The sequence below is a fragment of the Thiobacillus thioparus DSM 505 genome, assembly GCF_000373385.1.
Lineage (GTDB): Bacteria > Pseudomonadota > Gammaproteobacteria > Burkholderiales > Thiobacillaceae > Thiobacillus > Thiobacillus thioparus.
This window is the reverse complement of sequence record NZ_KB891316.1, coordinates 737,885-756,843: the sequence shown is the minus strand read 5'-3', so window position 1 is coordinate 756,843 and position 18,959 is coordinate 737,885. Positions and strand designations below refer to the sequence as shown.

Genomic DNA, 18,959 nt, shown 5'->3' with positions numbered 1-18,959 from the left:
GTTCACGAGGCGCTCGAAAATGCACTTGGAAAAATTGCCCGCCGCCGCTGACCCGGGGCGCACCGCCGAAATTGACTACTCGGCACGCGAGTCATGGCGGATGCTGGGAATTATGGCAGAGTTCGTCGAGGCGACCGAACGGCTGGCGTTCATCCGCCCGGCCGTGTCGATTTTCGGCAGCGCCCGCACGCCGCCTGACCACGCGTATTACATGTTGACCGAAGTCATCGCGCGCAAACTGTCCGATGCCGGCTTCTCGGTCATCTCCGGCGGCGGCCCTGGCATCATGGAAGCCGCCAACAAGGGGGCCTACTTCGGAAAATCGCCCAGCGTCGGCCTCAATATCCAGCTGCCGCACGAACAGAGTGCGAACACCTACCAGGACATCAGCCAGACCTTCCAGCATTTTTTTGCGCGCAAGGTCATGTTCGTCAAATTCGCCGCCGCCTATGTCGTCATGCCGGGCGGTTATGGCACGCTGGATGAACTGACCGAGGCGCTCACGCTGGTGCAGACCGGCAAGATCGCGCGCATCCCCATCATCCTGGTCGGCTCGAAATTCTGGGCGGGGTTGGCCGACTGGGTGAGGAGCCGGTTGGTGGAAGAGGGCATGATTTCCCCCGAGGATGTCGACCTGATGCATATCATCGACGACCCCGAACAGGTGGTCGATGCCATTTTCGGCCACTATGAGAAACGCGGCTTCATCCCGTCGCTGGCCGAGCGCGACATCCAGTTCAATCTGTGAGTCGATGTGCCTCGTTCATTTAAGTCCATTCTGTTTGCCTTGATTCCGGAGCCTGCCATGCGTTATCCCGTTTTGTTGTTGACCCTGTTGTTGAGCGGCCTGGCCGTCGCCGCCGGCCCGTCCGAGCAACCGCCCGGGCTCACACCCGTCCCCGACGGCCCGCCGGGCCCCGGTGATGCGCCACCCGTGACCATCAAGCCGAGCAGCCAGGGAGGGCGCGTGATCGAATATCGCGCCCACGGCAAGCTTTATATGCTGAAAGTCATTCCCAAGGTCGGCAAGCCGTATTACCTCATCGACGAAAAGGGCGACGGCCAGTTTGCCCGCCAGGACAGCCTCGATTCCGGGATGCGGCCGCCGATGTGGGTGATCAAGGAATGGTGATCACGGCGTTCTGAATCTTTGCATGCGGCGTCGGTTAAAATCGGCCGCATGAATACTGCTTCCAATCAAGACGTCCCGCGCAAGGTCGCGGCCAGCCAGGGTTTCCAGTGGGTGGTCGCGGGCTTTCGCCTGTACCGAAAAAATCCCCTGTTGTTGTCGGCCGCGTTCGGCTTGATGTTCGGCGCGATCATGGCGCTCGGCCTCATTCCGCTGGTGGGCGGCTCGCTGTCGGATCTGGCCTCGCCCCTGATGGTGGCAGGCTTCATGGCGGCATACCGCGCGCTCGACCGGAGCAAGGAGCTCGAGTTGCCGCACTTCCTGGCGGGCGTGCGTGGACCGGTGATTCCGCTGATGACGGTCGGCGCGGTGCAGCTGCTGGGTGCGCTGGTGATCGGCCAGATCATGCTTGCCATGGGCTTCGACCCGCAGGCCGTGATGGACACCGCCAAAGGCGGCAAGGCCTCGCCGGCCGAGATGCAGGCCATGATGAATCAGGCCCTGCCTGCGGTGCTCGTCGGGATGGTGCTGTTTACCCCGTTGATCATGGCCACCTGGTTCGCCCCCGCGCTGATCCTGTTCGGTGGCGCCCGCCCAGCAACCGCATTGGGCGTGAGCCTCAAGGCCGTCGCCCGCAACTGGGTGGCGATGCTGACCAACAGCATCGCGCTCGGCCTGCTGCTGTTCATCGCCGCGTTGGTGCCGCTGCTGCTCGGTCTGCTGGTTGCGATGCCGGTGCTGTTCGGTTCGCTGTATGCCTCGTACCAGGCGATTTTCGCGGTATGGGCAGACGATACCGCACCGGTTCAGGCAGGCGACAATTTGGCGTAGGCCAACGCGAGCCACTTCGTTCCGGCGTCACGGAATTTCACCTGTACACGCGCGTCCGCGCCGCGCCCTTCGAAGTCGATGATGATGCCGGTGCCGAATTTGGCGTGGGCGACGCTTTGCCCCACCTTGTAGCCGGTGTCGTTGCCCGGGTTGCGTGGCGCTGGCGTGCCATAGTGGCAGGTGGTCTGCTGGACGCGTGACGGATGGGCGGAATCGCGGCGGTTGAGGTTGAGCAGGACCTGTTCCGGCAGTTCGTCGAGAAAACGCGATGGCAGGCTGTAGCGGATCTGCCCATGCAGCATGCGCGACTGCGCGTGCGACAGGTACAGGCGCCGGCGCGCGCGGGTGATCGCCACGTACATCAGCCGCCGTTCCTCTTCCAAGCCGTTCTCTTCATGGGCGCTTTGCTCGTGCGGAAACAGGCTTTCCTCCAGCCCGGTGATGAACACCGCATGGAATTCCAGTCCCTTGGCGGCATGCACCGTCATCAGCTGCAGCGCGTCGTGGCCGGCGCCGGCCTGGTGTTCTCCGGCTTCCAGCGCGGCGTGGGCGAGAAAACGATCCAGTTCGGACGGCGCCTCGGCGGGAACGGGGGCGTCCGGCGTTGCTTCGGGCGCGTCCAGAAGCCCGCCTTCTTCCGAGAACAATGCAGCGGCGTTGATCAGTTCGTTGAGGTTTTCCAGGCGATCGGCCCCGTCCTTGTCGGCGCGGTAGTAATCCGCCAGGCCGCTGGCCTCGATGACATGGTCGATCACCTCGGCCAGTGGCAGATCGGCGGTGGCCTGCTTGATGTCTTCGATCAACTTGGCGAAGCCGGCGACCTTGCCGCCGCCGGTACAGGCTGCCTGCCACAGGCTGCTGCCCGAGCGCGCGGCGTGGTCGGCCAATTGTTCCAGGCTGCGCGCGCCGATGCCGCGGGTGGGGAAGTTGACCACGCGCAAGAAGGCACCGTCGTCCTCGGGATTGGTCAGCAGGCGCAGGTAGGCCAGCGCATGCTTGATTTCCTGGCGCTCGAAAAAGCGCAGGCCGCCGTATACGCGATACGGCACGTGGGCGGAAAACAGCGCGTGTTCCAGCACGCGCGACTGCGCGTTGGAACGGTACAGGAGCGCCATGTCGGACAGCGCCACACCTTCGCGGTTGAGCGCCTTCACCTCGTCGACGACGAAGCTCGCCTCGTCCTGGTCGGAGTAGGCCTCGAAGATGCGGATCGGCTCGCCTTCGCCCTCCGCGGTCCACAGGTTCTTGCCGAGGCGGTGGGCGTTCTGCGCAATCAGCGTGTTGGCGGCGGTGAGGATGTGGCCGTGGCTGCGGTAGTTCTGCTCCAGCTTGATGACGTTGCCGTGGGCGAACTCGCGCTCGAACTCGGCCATGTTGGCCGTGTTGGCACCGCGGAAGGCGTAGATCGACTGGTCGTCGTCGCCGACGGCAAACAGCGCCGTGTGCGGGCCGGCGAACAGCTTCAGCCAGCGGTACTGCAGCGTGTTGGTGTCCTGGAATTCGTCGACCAGGATGTGCTTGAAGCGATCCCGGTAATGCTGGCGCAGCGGCTCGTTGCGGTACAGCAGTTCGTAGGAGCGCAGCAGCAGTTCGGGAAAATCGGCCACGCCCTCGCGCTGGCATTGCGCGTCGTAGGCCTCGAACAGCTCGGCCATGCGCATCGAATATTCGTCGAAAGCCTCGGCGTCGCGCGCGCGCCGGCCGGCTTCCTTGTGGCCGTTGATGAACCACTGCACCTTCTTCGGTTCGTATTTCTCGGTGTCGACGTTCATCGCCTTCATCAGCCGCTTGATCGCCGACAACTGGTCCGAGCTGTCCAGAATCTGGAACGACTGCGGCAGCCCGGCCTCGCGCCAGTGGGTGCGCAGCAGCCGGTTGGCCAGCCCGTGGAAGGTGCCGACCCACATCCCGCGCGTGTTGATCGGCAGCATCGCCGAGATGCGCGTCAGCATCTCCTTCGCCGCCTTGTTGGTGAAGGTCACCGCGAGGATGCCGTGCGGCGATACCTGGCCGGTCTGGATCAGCCACACGATGCGAGTCGTCAATACCCGTGTCTTGCCCGAGCCGGCGCCCGCCAGGATCAGCGCAGACTCGTGCGGCAGCGTCACCGCGGCGCGCTGTTCAGGATTGAGGCTTTCCAGCAGATGCTTGTGCCCTTCAGGGTAGGCGGACATACGGGGGTAAAATCAGACAGTCAATTACAGATTATAAAGGTCTACAGATGGTGAAAATTTTGTTTTTTGGCGACCTGGTGGACACGCTCGGCATGGCATCCGACGAGATCGCCCTGCCGCCTGACGTGATCGACGTCGAGCGCCTGTTGTTCGTGCTGTCCAAGCGCGGCGAAATATGGAAAAAAATGCTGCTCGGTAATCCCAAGCTGAACGTCACCATCAACAAGCAGTTCGCTGAAAAGTCGGCGCCGGTCAAGGATGGAGACGAGATTGCGCTGGTTGGGTTTGCGATGATCTGAATGCGCAGCGTCCGGTTTGCCGTTCCCGCGCGGAAAGACCGACTATGATGTGGCAATTGAATAGCGTTACACCACGATTACCGGGGATCCTTATTCATGACGATGGGGTCGAGCGCAATGGCGGTTTCAGACACGCACCATCTCAACCGTCCCCTGATTGTGGGCGTGATTGTTTTTCTCCTTTCCGCCATCGTGTCGGGTGCGCTCGTCTGGCAGTTTGAACAGAATTCCCTGGAATCCGAACGCGCGCGCGCGGCCCGTCTGGCCACTGACCATGTGCATTCGATCGAATACGCCATCGAGCATGCGCTGTCTGCCAGCCAGACCCTGGCGGCCCTGGTACGCCAGGGGAAGGGGCGCGTCCCCGATTTCGCGCCCCTGGCTGCGACGATCCTGCCGTTATATCCCGGCGTATCCGCGCTGGCCCTGGCACCTGACGGGATTGTCCGGGACATGGCGCCCAGCATCCGGGCCGGCATCGGTCTGGATCTGCTGAATGACCCTGCGCTTCGCGATGACGCCTTGCGCGCCCGCGACAGCGGCAAGCTGACCCTCGCCGGACCGCTTGAACTGGCGATCGGCGGGACAGGGGTCGTTGGGCGTTTGCCGGTGTTCCTGGAGGACAGTACGGGACATCCGTCGTTCTGGGGATTCACCATGGTCGTGATGCGCCTGCCGGGGGCGCTCGATCAGGCCCACCTGAGCCATCTCGACGGAGAGGGCCTGGCATATGAACTGTGGCGCGCCCAGCCGGGCAGCGGGAGAAAGCAGGTCATCCTCCGTTCCTCAAGCATGCCGCTCGTCAATCCCGTCGTGCAGGCCGTACAGGTACCCAGTGCCACCTGGATGCTGAGCGTGGCGCCGGTCGCAGGATGGGCGCAACCGCTCAGATTCTGGGGTATGTCGGTGCTGGCGCTGGCGTTCAGTCTGATGCTGGGCTACCTGGCCTGGCTTCTGTTTGTGTTGAAATCGCACAAACAGTTGCTTGAGGCACGCGTCGAGCAGCGCACCGCCGAAATCCTGATGACGCAGCGCAAGCTGCGGACTACGCTCGATGCCATCCCTGACCTGGTCTGGTTGAAGGATGCGGAGGGAGTCTACCTGGGCTGCAATCCGATGTTCGAGCGCTTCGTCGGCGCCAGCGAAGCCGATGTCGTCGGCAAGACCGACTACGATTTCGTCGACAAGGAGCAGGCGGATTTTTTCCGCGCACACGACCGCATGGCCATGGAGGCTGGAAAGCCGAGTACCAACGAGGAATGGCTGGACTTCGCCGACGGCGGCGGCGGATTGTTCGAGACGGTCAAGACACCCATGTTCGACATGGCGGGGCGGCTGGTCGGCGTGCTGGGCATCGCCCGCGATATCACCGCGCGGGTCGAGGCGGAACGGGCGCTGCGCGACTCCCAGGAGCGCAGCCAGCAATACCTGAACGTTGCCGGTGTGATGCTGGTTGCGCTGAACATCGCGGGGTGCGTCGAACTCGTCAATCGCAAGGGCTGTGAAATGCTGGGCGTGCCGGAAACGGACATTCTCGGCAAGGACTGGTTCGAGCATTTTCTGCCTGAGCGCATACGAAACGAAGTCCGGGACAAGTTCGTCCAGATGCTGGAAGGGAACGTCACGCCGGTCGAATACACGGAGAATGCGATCCTGATCCAGGGTGGAGAAGAGCGTATCGTGGCCTGGCACAATGCACTCCTGCGGGACCCTGCTGGCAGGGTGAAGGGTGTGCTTTCCTCAGGAGAGGATATTACCGAGCGCAAGCGGGCGGAGCAGGCGCTGCGCGACTCGCGGGAGCGGCTCCAACTGCTGCTCGATTCGATGGCGGAGGCCGCCTACGGCGTGGATTTCGAGGGCAAGTGCACGTTTGCCAACCGCGCCTTCCTGCACCTACTGGGTTATCAGGACGAGCGGGAAGTGTTGGGCAAGTCCACCCACGACATGATCCATCATTCCTATCGTGACGGCCGTCCTTACCCGGAAAGCGAATGCAAGATGCACCGCGCCTACCTGTCCAACCAGGCGGTCAATGTGTCCGACGAAGTGTTCTGGCGCAAGGATGGCACGTCGATACCGGTCGAGTACTGGTCCAACCCCATCGTCGCCGACGGCGTCACGGTGGGTGCGATCGCGACGTTCGTCGACATCAGCAAACGCAAGCAGGCCGAGGCGCAAGTCAGCCTCGCGGCCAAGGTATACGAGCAAAGCGGCGAGGGCATCATGATCACCGACGCTCAGCAGAACCTCGTGATGGTCAACCAGGCATTCACAGCGATCAACGGCTACAGCGAGGCCGACGTGCTGGGGCGGAATCCGCGCATGCTGGCTTCGGGACGCCATGACAAGGCGTTCTACGCGGCGATGTGGGCCGACATCGCCGCACACGGCCGCTGGCAGGGCGAGGTCTGGAATCGCCGCAAGGACGGCAGCCTGTACCCGGAGCTGTTGTCGATCATCCAGGTGCGCGACGAGAAGGGCGAGGTGAGCCACTACATCGGTATTTCAAGCGATATCACCCAGCGCAAGGCGGCGCAGGCGCACATCCAGCGCTTGGCGCACTTCGATCCGCTTACCGGGTTGCCGAACCGCGCACTGCTTGGCGACCGCATCAGCCATGAACTCAGTGCAGCCCAGCGCAATGGCACGCAGGTTGCCATCCTGTTCGCCGATCTTGACCACTTCAAGAATGTCAACGACACACTGGGTCACCGCATTGGCGATGAATTGCTGATCACCGTCGCCGGCCGCCTGAAAGACGCCATACGCGACGTGGACACGGTTTCACGCCAGGGTGGCGACGAATTCATCCTGATCCTGCCCGCCACCGATAGCGGCGGCGCGGCGCATGTGGCCGAAAAATTACTGGAAGCCGTGGCGCAGCCTTGCCAGATCGAGGGGTTTGAACTGGGCGTGACGCTGTCTATCGGCATTGCCATGTATCCCAGCGATGGCGAAGACTTCGAGGCGCTCTCCAAATGTGCCGATGCCGCCATGTATCGCGCCAAGCACGACGGCCGCGATACCTACCGTTTTTTCACCGCGGAAATGCAGGCGCGCTCGGCACGCAGTCTGCAGATGGAAAGCGCCTTGCGCCGCGCGCTGGAACGCAACCAGCTGAGCCTGCACTACCAGCCCCAGCTTTCATTGCATGACGGAGGGCTCATCGGCGTGGAAGCGCTGCTGCGCTGGGCGCATCCCGAGATCGGCACGATCGCGCCAACCGAGTTCATCCCGATTGCGGAAGAAAGCGGGCAGATTCTGCCGATCGGCGAATGGGCCATGCGCAGTGCCGCGCAACAGATGAAAGCCTGGGTGGACGGGGGGCTGAAGCCCATGGCGATGGCAGTCAATCTGTCGGCCGTGCAGTTTCGCCATCCCCATCTGCCTGAACGGGTCAGCCAGATCCTTGAAGAGGTCGGGCTGCCGCCGCAGTACCTGGAACTGGAGCTGACCGAAAGCGTGGCGATGGACGACGCGCCGGCAGCCATCGCGATCATGAACAACCTGTATGAACGCGGCATTCGCATGTCGATCGACGACTTCGGAACCGGGTATTCCTCCCTGAGCTATCTGAAGCGTTTCAAGGTCCATCGTCTCAAGATCGACCAGTCCTTCGTCAGGGGAATCGCCGAGGACCCGGAAGACCGTGCCATCGTCCGCGCCATCATCAGCCTGGCAGACAGCCTGGGATTGCTCACCATCGCAGAAGGCGTCGAAACGGATGGTCAGTTGACTTTCCTGCGCGAACAGGGATGCCGCGAGGTGCAGGGGTATTACTTCAGCAAGCCGCTTGAGGCAGGCCGGTTCGAAGCGTTTGCGCGCGCAGCGTACCCCGCGGCCTGGCTGGGCTGAGCCTCTCGACGCACCCCAAATGAAAACGGAGCCAGGCGGCTCCGTTTTCATTTGGGGTGCGGCCGCTCACAAGCTGCCACCCCTGTGTTTACTTGTTCTTGTTCGCGATCATGTCCTGGATCAGCGGCGCCAGGATCAGTTCCATGGCGAAGCCCATCTTGGCGCCCGGTACCACGATGGTGTTGCGGCGCGACATGAAGGAGTTCGGGATCATGTTCAGCAGGTAAGGAAAATCGACACCCTTGGGTTCGCGGAAGCGAATGACGATGAAGCTCTCGTCTGGCGTCGGGATGTCGCGCGTGATGAAAGGGTTGGAGGTGTCGACGGTGGAGACGCGCTGGAAGTTGATGTCGGTGCGCGAGAACTGCGGGGTGATGTAGTTCACATAGTCCGGCATGCGGCGCAGGATGGTGTCGACGATGACGTCGGCCGAATAGCCGCGCTCGGCGCCGTCGCGGTGGATCTTCTGGATCCATTCGAGGTTGACGATGGGCACCACGCCGATGCCGAGGTCGACGTGCTTGGCGACGTCGACGTCGTCGGTCTTCACCAGGCCGTGCAGGCCTTCGTAAAACAGTACATCGGAGCCGGCGGGCACGTCTTCCCACGGGGTGAACTCGCCGGGATTGAGGCTGGTGTTGAGGCGCTTGTTGTGCTCGGCAGCCTCTTCGTCGCTGTGGATGTAGTAGCGCTTCTTGCCGGAACCGGTCTTGCCGTAGGTCTCGAACAGTTCGGCCAGCTTGGCGAAGTGGTTGGATTGCGGACCGAAATGGCTGAACGACATATTGCCTTCGGCTTCGGCCTTCTTCACTGCTTCCTTGAATTCAACGCGCGACAGGCTGTGGAAGCTGTCGCCTTCGATCACGGCGGCGTTGATCTTTTCGCGGAAGAAGATGTGCTCGAACGCGCGTTTGACGGTTGTGGTGCCGGCGCCGGATGAACCCGTGACCGCAATGACGGGATGCTTCTTGGACATGCTGGGACTCCCTGAAGAGGTATGAGGATGAAAGCGAAACGCGCCATTTTAACCGCAAGGCGTAGGCCGTGGTAGTAGCGGCGGCGCGCGCGCGGGCGCCGATCCACTCGCGCTCGGATACGTAGTGGATCGCGGATACCAACAAAGGCGCAGCCAGCGAGGGCGCCCCGCCGCAATGCGCTACGAGGCGAATTCCAGGCGTTCCTCGACTTTCTGCAGGGCGGCGGCAGCGCAGGCGGCGTCCTTGTCGCCGCCGGGCGCGCCTGACACTCCGACCGCGCCGATCAGGCTGCCGGTAGCCCGGATCGGCAGGCCGCCTTCCATCACGATGAGGCCGTCGATATGGTTGAGTTCGGGGCGGATGTCGCCGCGAGCGGCGCGGAATTCGCCGGAGTCGATGCCGGACATGATGCTCATGCCGGCCTTGCGTTCGGCGATTTCGAGGGTGTGGCGCGCCGCCAGCGTGTCGCGCAGCGCGGCCTGAACGTTGCCGGCGCGGTCGAGCACGACGGCGGATACGTTAAATCCCTGCCCGCGGCAGCTTTCGACTGCACCCATGGCGATGTCGCGCGCGAGTTCGAGACTGATCTGCTTGACCGGCAGGACGTCGGGCTGGGCGGCGGCAGCCGGGAAGGAGAGAGCGATCAACGTGGGCAAAAGCAGGTTTTTCATGGGGCCTCCTCAGGGGTAAAGGTTCTTGATGCGATAACCGCGCGTTGCCAGTAATACAGGCACCCCGTCCGCGCCGGTCAGATGCAGGGCGCCGATGGCGACAAATGGCTGATGGCCTGCGGCGAGCATGCGGTCGATACTGGCGGCCATGTGACGGTTGCGTTCGGTAAACAGTTTTTGCTGCATCCAGCGTGCCGAGCGCGGGTTCTCGCGCATCGATGCCAGCGATTGCTGCTGCAGGGCCTGCGCATCGCTATCGAGCCAGGCATCGACGAGTGCCTGGGTGTCGCCGCGTAGCCGGCCTTGTTCCAACATCTGGAGCGTTTCATCGAGGAAGGCGAGTTGTTCCTGGCGCGTGGTGCTGTCGAAAAGCTCAAGCTGATAGTCGATGCTTTCCAGTTCATCGATCGGCTTGTCGAGTCCTCTCGCCAGTGCGATCAGGTACAGATCGGTGGCATAGGCTGGCTCGAAGCCCGATGCCTGCATGGCGCCCATCATGAGCGATAACGAGGCCATCCAGGGTTTGTATGCCTGAAGCGCGTCACGGGGGATCCCCAGGGCGTCGAGCTGGGTTTGCAGCCGTTTCCGTAGGGTGGGGGACAACAGGGAATCGAGACGTTGGGAATCGGGCAAGACAGCATGGCGTTGCACGGCGGCCTGCATCTTGTCGCTCTGGGTGGCGTCGAGTTCGACCACCAGTTCGCTGGAGTGTGCCAGGGCCTGGGTGACGACGAGGTCGAGCGGAAAGAAATCCGGCCTGCCGACGTGTATCGTGCCGAAAAGATAGGCGATCTTCCCGTTTCGGCTGACTTCGTAAAGCAATCCCCGGCTGGGTGCAGACTTGAGCTGCTGCAGGACATCGGTTGAAGCGGCGGGAGCTTCTGCCGGCGGCGGATCCGCCCAGGCGAATTGCCACCCGGCCAGCAGCCACAGCAGAATCAGGCGGAGGGTTCGACAGGACATGCGGTTTCTCCCGGGTGCACCGAAAATAGAGTCATCCTGCCATGCGGCGGCCGCATGAAGGCGATAGGTATAATCGCCCACCAGCATTTTCACTATTTTGAGCGGTTTTGATGCAAGAAAAATACCTTCCCTCGGAAATCGAGCGCGCCGCGCAGGCGCAATGGGCGACCGGCCAGGTCTACCGCGCCAGCGACGCGTCCGACCGGCCCAAATACTACTGTCTGTCGATGTTCCCCTACCCGTCGGGCAAGCTGCACATGGGCCACGTGCGCAACTACACCATTGGCGACGTGCTGGCGCGCTACCACGCCATGCGCGGCTACAACGTGATGCAGCCGATGGGCTGGGACGCCTTCGGCCTGCCGGCGGAAAACGCCGCCATCGCCAACAACGTCCCGCCCGCCGCCTGGACCTACGCCAACATCGACCATATGCGCACGCAGCTGCAGGCGCTGGGCTTTGCTATCGACTGGTCGCGCGAACTCGCCACCTGCAAGCCCGACTATTACCGCTGGGAGCAGTGGCTGTTCACGCGCCTGTTCGAGAAGGGCGTGATCTACAAGAAGATGGCGACGGTCAACTGGGACCCGGTCGATGCGACCGTGCTCGCCAACGAGCAGGTGATCGATGGCCGCGGCTGGCGCTCCGGCGCGCTGGTCGAGAAGCGCGACATCCCGATGTATTTCTTCCGCATCACCCAGTATGCCGACGAGCTGCTCTCCGGCCTCGACAGCCTGCCGGGCTGGCCCGAGCGGGTGAAGACCATGCAGGCCAACTGGATCGGCAAGAGCGTTGGCGTGCGCTTCGCCTTCCCGTACCAGCTGGATGGCAAGGACGAGCAGCTGTGGGTGTTCACCACCCGCGCCGACACCATCATGGGCGTGACCTTCTGCGCCGTGGCGGCCGAGCACCCGCTCGCCACCCGTGCGGCGCAGGACAATCCCGCGCTTGCCGCCTTCATCGTCGAATGCAAGCAGGGCAGCGTCGCCGAAGCCGACATGGCGACGATGGAAAAGAAGGGCATGGACACCGGCTTCAAGGTCACCCATCCGCTCACCGGCGAATCGGTCCCGGTGTGGGTCGGCAATTACGTGCTGATGAGCTACGGCGAAGGCGCGGTGATGGCGGTGCCGGCGCACGACGAGCGCGATTTTGGCTTTGCGCAAAAATACGGCCTGCCGATCAAGCCGGTGATTGAAGGAGAGGAACTTAGCGCCGTTAAACAAGCGCTTGCTCAAGGCCGCATAGAGCATGGCAACTCAATAGCCAACCTAGAAGCAGAATTATCAGCGCTGGAATTCGATGCTAGTAAGTGGAAATCTTGGTATGAAACCAAGAAAGGCTTCTGCGTAAACTCTGGCAAATATGACGGCCTCGGCTACGAAGCGGCCGTTGACGCCATCGCCGCCGATCTCGCTGCGTTGAACCTCGGCGAGAAGAAAACCCAGTTCCGCCTGCGCGACTGGGGCATCTCGCGCCAGCGCTACTGGGGCTGTCCGATCCCGATCATTCATTGCGACAGCTGCGGCGATGTGCCGGTGCCGGCGGAGCAGCTGCCGGTGGTGTTGCCGGAGGACGTCGTGCCGGACGGCTCCGGCAACCCGCTCAACAAGCGCGCCGACTTCGTCAACTGCGCCTGTCCCCAGTGCGGCGGCGCGGCGCGGCGCGAGACCGACACCATGGACACCTTCGTCGAGTCGTCGTGGTACTACGCGCGCTACGCCTGCCCCGATTTCGACGGCGGCATGCTCGATGCGCGCGCCAACCAGTGGCTGCCGGTCGACCAGTACATCGGCGGCATCGAGCACGCCATCCTGCACCTCTTGTACGCGCGCTTCTTCCATAAGCTGATGCGCGACGAAGGCCTGGTGGCGAGCGACGAACCGTTCGCCAACCTGCTGACGCAAGGGATGGTGATCGCCGACACCTACTACCGCGAAACGTCCGACGGCAAGAAGACCTGGTTCAACCCGGCCGACGTCGAACTGCGCGACGGCACCGCAATTCTCAAATCCGACGGCCAGCCGGTCATCGTCGGCGGCACCGAGAAGATGTCGAAGTCGAAGAACAACGGCGTCGACCCGCAGGCGCTGATCGACCAGTACGGCGCCGACACCGCGCGCCTATTCACCATGTTCGCCGCGCCGCCGGAGCAGAGCCTGGAATGGTCGGACGCCGGCGTCGAGGGCGCGCATCGCTTTCTGAAGCGGCTGTGGAAGCTGGCCTACGAGCACGTGCAGGGCGGCGCGGTGGCGGCGTTTGCCGGGGGCCAACTGCCGGATGCGGCCAAGGCCCTGCGCCGCCAGCTGCACCAGACCATCCAGAAGGTCGGCGATGATATCGAACGGCGCAAGCAGTTCAATACCGCGATCGCCGCGGTCATGGAGCTCATGAACGCCCTGGCCAAACTCGAGGGCGACGATGCGCTTACCCGCAGCGTGCGTCAGGAAGTGCTCGAAACCGCGGTCGCGCTGCTCGCACCCATCGTGCCGCATATCGCTGAATCCCTCTATGCCGAACTCAAGCCGGGCGCCGCGCTGGCGTGGCCGGCGGTCGACGAGTCTGCGCTGGTGCAGGACGAGATCGAGCTGATGCTGCAGGTCAACGGCAAGCTGCGCGGACAGATCCGCGTGGCGGCGGCGGCCGACAAGGCGGCGATCGAGGCCGCCGCGCTGGCGAGCGACGCGGCGCAGAAATACCTGGAAGGCCAGCCGCCGAAAAAAGTGGTGGTGGTGCCCGGGCGTTTGGTTAATATCGTGCTATGAACCGACGACTTTTCCTTGCTGCCGTGCCGGCACTCCTCGCGACCGGGTGCGGTTTCCAGCTGCGCCGCTACGACGGCATCCCCTTTGCCACCCTGTATGTCGACGCGCCGTCCGGCAGTCTGGTCGCGCAGCGCATCCGGAACAGCCTGACCTCGAACAAGAAAACCCGGCTGGCGGCGAATGCGGGCGAAGCCGAGGCGGTACTCAAGATCAGCAAGGAAGAGCGCACCAAGGTCATTCTCTCGCTGTCCGGCGCGGGACGCGTCACCGAATACCGCCTGGGCCTGCGGTTGACGTATACGGTGAACGACAAGGCGGGGAAACGTCTGGCGGCGCCCGAGGTCCTTGAGCTTACGCGCGATATCACCTACGACGATACGAAAGTGCTGGCCAAGGGCGCCGAAGAGCAACTGCTGTATCGCGATATGGATGACAACGCCGCCCAGCGGATCGTACGCCGTCTGCAGGCGATCAAGCCTGGTTCCGCAGCCGATGAACATCCCGGCTGAGCGCCTGCCCGAGCAGCTTGCACGCGGCCTGGCCGCGCTTTACGTGGTGGTGGGCGACGAGCCGCTGGCAGCGCAGGAGGCGGGCGACGCCATTCGTGCGGCGGCACGGGCGGCGGGACATAGCGAACGCAGCGTGTTTACGGCGCAGGGGCGCACCAACTGGCAGGGAATTTTTGCCAGCGGCGATAACTTCTCGCTGTTCGGCGAACGCCGCCTGACCGAGATACGCATTCCCTCCGGCAAGCCCGGCGTCGACGGCGCCAAGGCATTGGAGACCTATGCCGGCCACCTGCCGGCCGATACGCTTACGCTCGTCAGCCTGCCGGGGCTGGACTGGAAGACCATGCAGAGCCGCTGGTTCGCGGCGCTCGCCAAAAGTGGCGTGATCGTCGAGGCGCGGCCGGTCGATCGCGCCGCCTTGCCGGACTGGATCGACCGGCGCCTGGTCCGGCAGGGCCTGCGTGCCGAACGCGCCGCGCTGGATTTCCTGGCCGACCAGGTCGAGGGTAACCTGTTGGCCGCCCAGCAGGAAATCGACAAACTCGCGCTGCTGCTGCCGCCAGGAACGGTGACGCTGGCCGATGTCGAACATGCGGTGGTCGATGTCAGCCGGCTCGAAGCCGACGTGCTGCAGGATGCGCTGTATGCGGGCGACGGCGCACGATTTGCACAGGTGGTCGTCGATCTCAGGGATGCGGGCGAAGCCATTCCGGCCATCCTGTGGCAGGTGTCGTCGGCAGTGCAGTTGCTCCTCAGGCTAAAATTGGCGTTGGCACAGGGCGACAGTCTGCCCGGTTTGATGCGCACGCTCTGGGGGCGCGACAAGCAGCGTGCGCCGCAGATCGAGCGGGCGTTGAAACGCCTGGGCCTGGCGCAGGTCGAAACCGCACTGGCCGATCTGGCGCTGATCGACCGCCAGGCCAAGGGCCTGGAACGCGTGGGCGACCCCTGGGATACGCTGCTGTGCGTGGGCATGACACTGGCTAGGGCGGGTTAATGCTAATTTCACGCCCGCGTTGCTGCGAGAAAGCGATGGATGCAAGGCGCGTCGCGCAAGCAAGGGCAATCCCTTGCCAAGCGGCGCAACGCTGCAGACGCGCTTTCTCGCAGCAACCCGAAGGGACGGGCCGATTCGGGCGCATCCCTTTGTCGCGTACCGCTTGCGGTGAACGACACTGCGGCGCCGGCGCGCTTCGCGGCCTGCATCCCGAATCGGCCTCGTCGCGGGCGTAAAATTAGCATTAATCCGCCCTCGTTCCGGGCGGCCGGGCAACAGGACAAGATGATGGACGTGAAAAGCTATATGCAGACGGTGGGCAAACAGGCGCGCGAAGCTTCGCGCGTGATTGCCCGCGCCGACACCAACCAGAAGAACCGTGCCCTGCAGGCCATGGCGATGGCAATCCGGCGCGACGCCGCCAAATTGCTCGAGGCGAATATGCGCGACATGGAGCATGCGCGCAGCTCAGGCTACGATACGGCGCTGCTCGACCGTCTACAGCTGACCGACAGGACCATAGCCGGCATGGCCGATGGCTTGGAGCAGATTGCCGCGCTGCCCGACCCGGTCGGCGAGATCGATGGCCTCAAATACCGTCCTTCCGGCATCCAGGTCGGCAAGATGCGGGTGCCGCTCGGCGTCATCGGCATCATCTACGAGGCTCGTCCCAATGTGACCGCGGATGCAGCAGGGCTGTGTCTCAAATCCGGCAATGCGGCGATCCTGCGCGGCGGTTCCGAAGCGCTGCACTCCAATCAGGCGGTCGCCGCCTGCGTGCGCGAAGGGCTGGAAGCCGCCGGTTTGCCCGCGACCGTGGTGCAGGTGATAGCGACCACCGACCGCGCGGCGGTGGGCGAGCTGATTACCATGAAGGATTACGTCGACGTCATCGTGCCGCGCGGCGGCAAGGGATTGATCGAGCGCATCACCGGCGAAGCGCGGGTGCCGGTGATCAAGCACCTGCACGGTAACTGCCATGTGTACGTCGACGACCGCGCCGACTTGGCGAAAGCCGTGAAGATCGTCGAAAACGCCAAGACCCAGCGCTACGGCACCTGCAACACCGCGGAATCGTTGCTGGTGGCGCGCGGCGTTGCCGCGACCGTATTGCCCGAGATCGGGAAAATGCTGGCCGACAAGGGCGTGGAAATGCGCTGCTGCCCTGAAGCGCTGGCGATCCTCAAGGATGCCGGCATCGCCGCCGACAAACTGAAGGCCGCCACCGAGCAGGACTGGTACGAGGAGTATCTCGGTCCCATCATCGCAGTGAAAGTGGTCGACGACCTTGACGCCGCGATGACCCACATCAACACCCACGGCTCGCAGCACACCGACGCCATCGTCACCGAGGACTACGGCCGGGCGCGGCGTTTCCTGCGCGAGGTCGATTCGGCCAGCGTGGTGGTCAACGCCTCCACTCGTTTTGCCGACGGCTTCGAATATGGCCTGGGCGCGGAGATCGGCATTTCCACCGACAAGATCCACGCGCGCGGCCCGGTCGGGCTGGAAGGCCTGACCAGCCAGAAGTGGGTGGTATTGGGAGATGGGCACGTCCGCGGGTAAGGCCATGTCGCCCATCGGCGTGATGGGCGGCACCTTCGACCCCATCCACTTCGGCCACCTGCGTCTGGCGGAGGACATGGCCGATGCCCTGGGCCTTGAGCGCGTCCTGTTCATCCCCGCCGGGCAGCCGCCGCACCGCGATGCGCCGCGCACGGCGGCCGGCCATCGGCTGGAAATGGTGCGCCGCGCGATCGGCGGCAATCCGCGCTTTGTGGCGGATGCGCGCGAGGTGCAGCGCCCACAGCCAAGCTACACGGTCGATACACTCACGGCCTTGCGTGCCGAACTGGGCCAGACGCAGCCGCTCTGGCTGCTGCTGGGGGCGGATGCGTTTCTCGGCCTGGCTGGCTGGCATGACTGGCGGCGGCTGTTCGAACTGGCGAATATTGCCGTGGCGACCCGGCCCGGTGCGCAGTTGCTGCAGCCGGGCGCCATAATAGAGCCCTTGAAAAGCGAAGTGACGCAACGTCAGGTCGTCAGCTGCAATCCGCCCGGCCAGCCAGCCGGTGCGATCCTGCTGCGCACAACCCCGCTGCTGGACATTTCGGCCACCGCGATCCGCGGCATGCTTGCCCGACACGACAGTGCGCGTTACCTGCTACCCGACGCCGTGCTGGATTACATTCACGAATACCAACTTTACGCACGCATATGAATATTGAAGACAAAGTTAAACTGATCGTCGCCGCCCTTGAAGACATCAAGGGCCAGGACATCGCCGTGCTCGACACCAGCAAGCTCACCTCGCTGTTCGAACGCATGGTGATTGCCAGCGGCACGTCCAACCGTCAAACGCGCGCACTTGCCGACAATGTACGCGTCAAGATGAAAGAGGCGGGCGAATACGTGGGCAACACGGAAGGCGAGGACACCGGCGACTGGGTGCTGCTGGACCTGGGCGAAGTGATCGTCCATGTCATGCAGCCCGCCGCACGTGCCCATTACAATCTGGAAGAACTGTGGGGCGCGGGCGAGGCAGCGCGCGCGCGGCACATCCAAGCCGACCACTAGGATTGGCACGGCCCGATGAAACTCCATGTGATCGCCGTCGGCCACAAGATGCCTGGCTGGATCGATGCGGGCTACGATGATTATGCGCGGCGCATGCCGCCGGACATGCCGCTGCTCCTGAATGCGATCAAGCCAGGGCATCGGGCGGCCGGAGAGGATGGCACCCGTGCGCGCCAACTGGAGGCCGAGCGTATCCTGGCCGTGCTGCCTGCGGGCTGCCTGCCGGTGGTGCTCGACGAGCGCGGCACGCAGGCGACCACGCGCGAACTTGCGGCGTGGCTGCAAGGCTGGATGGCGGAAGGGTTGTCGCCGGCATTTGTCATCGGCGGGGCGGATGGTCTTGACGCCAGCGTGAAGACGCGCGCCGGCAAGCTGCTGGGCCTGTCGAAACTGACCTTGCCGCATGCACTGGCGCGGGTGCTGCTGGCCGAGCAGTTGTATCGTGCCGTATGCATCATCAAGGGCCATCCCTACCATCGGGATTAGAGGGAATAACGAGAATCATGCTGGTCGACAAACGAATCTATCTGGCGTCCCAGTCGCCACGGCGACGCGAGCTTCTGAAACAGATCGGCGTGGCCTTCGACGTGCTGGCGTTGCGTGCAGTGGCGGGCCGCATGGATGTCGTCGAGGTTCCGCGCGCAGACGAGGCGGCGTCCGATTTCGCACTGCGCATGGCAGTCGAAAAGGCCGCCTGCGGCTGGCGTGCGGTGGATGCGCGCCGCTTGTTGCGTTTTCCGGTGCTGGGTGCGGACACGGTGGTCGAGCTCGACGGCGCCATTCTGGGCAAGCCGGCCGATCGCGCAGAAGCCGAAGCCATGCTGATGCGCTTGTCCGGGCGTACGCATCAAGTACATACCGCCGTGGCGGTACAGCACGAAGACCGGATGGAAAGGCGCCTGTCTTCCAGCCAGGTCAGATTGGCCGAACTCGGCGCGGCGGCCATCGGCCGCTACCTGGAAACCGGCGAATACCTCGGCAAGGCGGGCGCGTACGGCATTCAGGGGCGTGCCGGCGCGTTCGTCGAGCATATCGACGGCAGCTACAGCGGCATCATGGGTCTGCCGTTATATGACACAGCCATTTTATTGAGGGCCTTCGGCCTCGCCGTCTGAGGATGTTTAGCTGACTTCTTTCCTAAATCAAAACTGAGGCGCCGGTTTCCTGGGCGCAGCCACGTGGCTGCCGTGGACGTTCGTGTCGGTTTCGATT

General features: G+C 63.6%; 17 protein-coding genes. 13 read left to right on the top strand and 4 right to left on the bottom strand.

Annotated features, from left to right (window positions below; genetic code table 11):
• Positions 1-19: 19 nt before the first annotated feature.
• Genes B058_RS0103890 through B058_RS0103880 form a run of 3 tightly spaced genes read left to right on the top strand, consistent with a single transcriptional unit; the run spans position 20 to position 1,960 of the window.
• Positions 20-748: an LOG family protein gene (locus tag B058_RS0103890; RefSeq protein ID WP_018507167.1), complete on the top strand. Its 729-nt coding sequence runs from the start codon at positions 20-22 to the stop codon at positions 746-748.
• A gap of 57 nt (positions 749-805) precedes the next feature.
• Positions 806-1,132: a DUF2782 domain-containing protein gene (locus B058_RS0103885; protein ID WP_018507166.1), complete on the top strand. Its 327-nt coding sequence runs from the start codon at positions 806-808 to the stop codon at positions 1,130-1,132.
• 48 nt (positions 1,133-1,180) lie between these two features.
• The gene (locus tag B058_RS0103880; protein WP_026240616.1) at positions 1,181-1,960 is read left to right on the top strand and encodes a BPSS1780 family membrane protein; all 780 of its coding nucleotides are present in this window, start codon (positions 1,181-1,183) and stop codon (positions 1,958-1,960) included.
• Here B058_RS0103880 and B058_RS0103875 read toward each other — a convergent pair.
• Complete coding sequence (locus tag B058_RS0103875) at positions 1,936-4,134, bottom strand: UvrD-helicase domain-containing protein (protein WP_018507164.1); 2,199 nt, start codon at positions 4,132-4,134, stop codon at positions 1,936-1,938. The genes B058_RS0103880 and B058_RS0103875 overlap by 25 nt on opposite strands.
• A 47-nt stretch (positions 4,135-4,181) precedes the next feature.
• Between B058_RS0103875 and B058_RS0103870 the strand changes: the two genes are divergently transcribed.
• Positions 4,182-4,433 carry a MoaD/ThiS family protein gene (locus B058_RS0103870; protein ID WP_018507163.1) on the top strand — a complete coding sequence of 84 codons (252 nt, stop codon included), beginning with the start codon at positions 4,182-4,184 and terminating at the stop codon, positions 4,431-4,433.
• 117 nt (positions 4,434-4,550) lie between these two features.
• Positions 4,551-8,288: a bifunctional diguanylate cyclase/phosphodiesterase gene (locus B058_RS17215; RefSeq protein ID WP_018507162.1), complete on the top strand. Its 3,738-nt coding sequence runs from the start codon at positions 4,551-4,553 to the stop codon at positions 8,286-8,288.
• An 88-nt stretch (positions 8,289-8,376) separates the two neighbouring features.
• Here the strand turns inward: B058_RS17215 and B058_RS0103860 are convergent, their stop codons facing one another.
• The 3 genes from B058_RS0103860 to B058_RS16375 form a co-directional block, all read right to left on the bottom strand.
• Positions 8,377-9,264: a phosphoribulokinase gene (locus B058_RS0103860; protein WP_018507161.1), complete on the bottom strand. Its 888-nt coding sequence runs from the start codon at positions 9,262-9,264 to the stop codon at positions 8,377-8,379.
• A 180-nt stretch (positions 9,265-9,444) separates the two neighbouring features.
• Positions 9,445-9,936 carry a GlcG/HbpS family heme-binding protein gene (locus B058_RS0103855; protein WP_018507160.1) on the bottom strand — a complete coding sequence of 164 codons (492 nt, stop codon included), beginning with the start codon at positions 9,934-9,936 and terminating at the stop codon, positions 9,445-9,447.
• Positions 9,937-9,945: 9 nt separating this feature from the next.
• Positions 9,946-10,899 carry a TraB/GumN family protein gene (locus tag B058_RS16375; RefSeq protein WP_018507159.1) on the bottom strand — a complete coding sequence of 318 codons (954 nt, stop codon included), beginning with the start codon at positions 10,897-10,899 and terminating at the stop codon, positions 9,946-9,948.
• Positions 10,900-11,009: 110 nt separating this feature from the next.
• On the opposite strand from B058_RS16375, the gene leuS reads away from it, so the two are divergent.
• The 8 genes from leuS (at position 11,010) to B058_RS0103810 (ending at position 18,862) form a co-directional block, all read left to right on the top strand.
• On the top strand, positions 11,010-13,664 hold the full coding sequence (gene leuS / locus B058_RS0103845) for a leucine--tRNA ligase (RefSeq protein ID WP_018507158.1): 2,655 nt from the start codon (positions 11,010-11,012) through the stop codon (positions 13,662-13,664).
• The gene (locus B058_RS0103840) at positions 13,661-14,173 is read left to right on the top strand and encodes an LPS-assembly lipoprotein LptE (RefSeq protein ID WP_026240615.1); all 513 of its coding nucleotides are present in this window, start codon (positions 13,661-13,663) and stop codon (positions 14,171-14,173) included. Before leuS ends, B058_RS0103840 begins: the two co-directional genes overlap by 4 nt.
• Positions 14,157-15,170, top strand: a complete 1,014-nt coding sequence (holA, locus tag B058_RS0103835) for a DNA polymerase III subunit delta (protein ID WP_018507156.1) — start codon at positions 14,157-14,159, stop codon at positions 15,168-15,170. Before B058_RS0103840 ends, holA begins: the two co-directional genes overlap by 17 nt.
• A gap of 288 nt (positions 15,171-15,458) precedes the next feature.
• Positions 15,459-16,736, top strand: a complete 1,278-nt coding sequence (locus B058_RS0103830) for a glutamate-5-semialdehyde dehydrogenase (RefSeq protein WP_018507155.1) — start codon at positions 15,459-15,461, stop codon at positions 16,734-16,736.
• A 4-nt stretch (positions 16,737-16,740) separates the two neighbouring features.
• The gene (gene nadD / locus B058_RS0103825) at positions 16,741-17,391 is read left to right on the top strand and encodes a nicotinate-nucleotide adenylyltransferase (RefSeq protein ID WP_026240614.1); all 651 of its coding nucleotides are present in this window, start codon (positions 16,741-16,743) and stop codon (positions 17,389-17,391) included.
• A complete protein-coding gene (gene rsfS / locus B058_RS0103820; protein WP_018507153.1) occupies positions 17,388-17,747 on the top strand; it encodes a ribosome silencing factor in 360 nt (119 codons plus the stop codon). The genes nadD and rsfS overlap by 4 nt, the downstream gene beginning before the upstream one ends.
• 15 nt (positions 17,748-17,762) lie before the next feature.
• Entirely contained in the window at positions 17,763-18,233 is a 471-nt protein-coding gene (rlmH, locus tag B058_RS0103815) for a 23S rRNA (pseudouridine(1915)-N(3))-methyltransferase RlmH (RefSeq protein WP_018507152.1), read from the top strand.
• 17 nt (positions 18,234-18,250) lie between these two features.
• Positions 18,251-18,862, top strand: a complete 612-nt coding sequence (locus tag B058_RS0103810) for a Maf family protein (protein ID WP_018507151.1) — start codon at positions 18,251-18,253, stop codon at positions 18,860-18,862.
• The last annotated feature ends 97 nt before the right edge of the window (positions 18,863-18,959 follow it).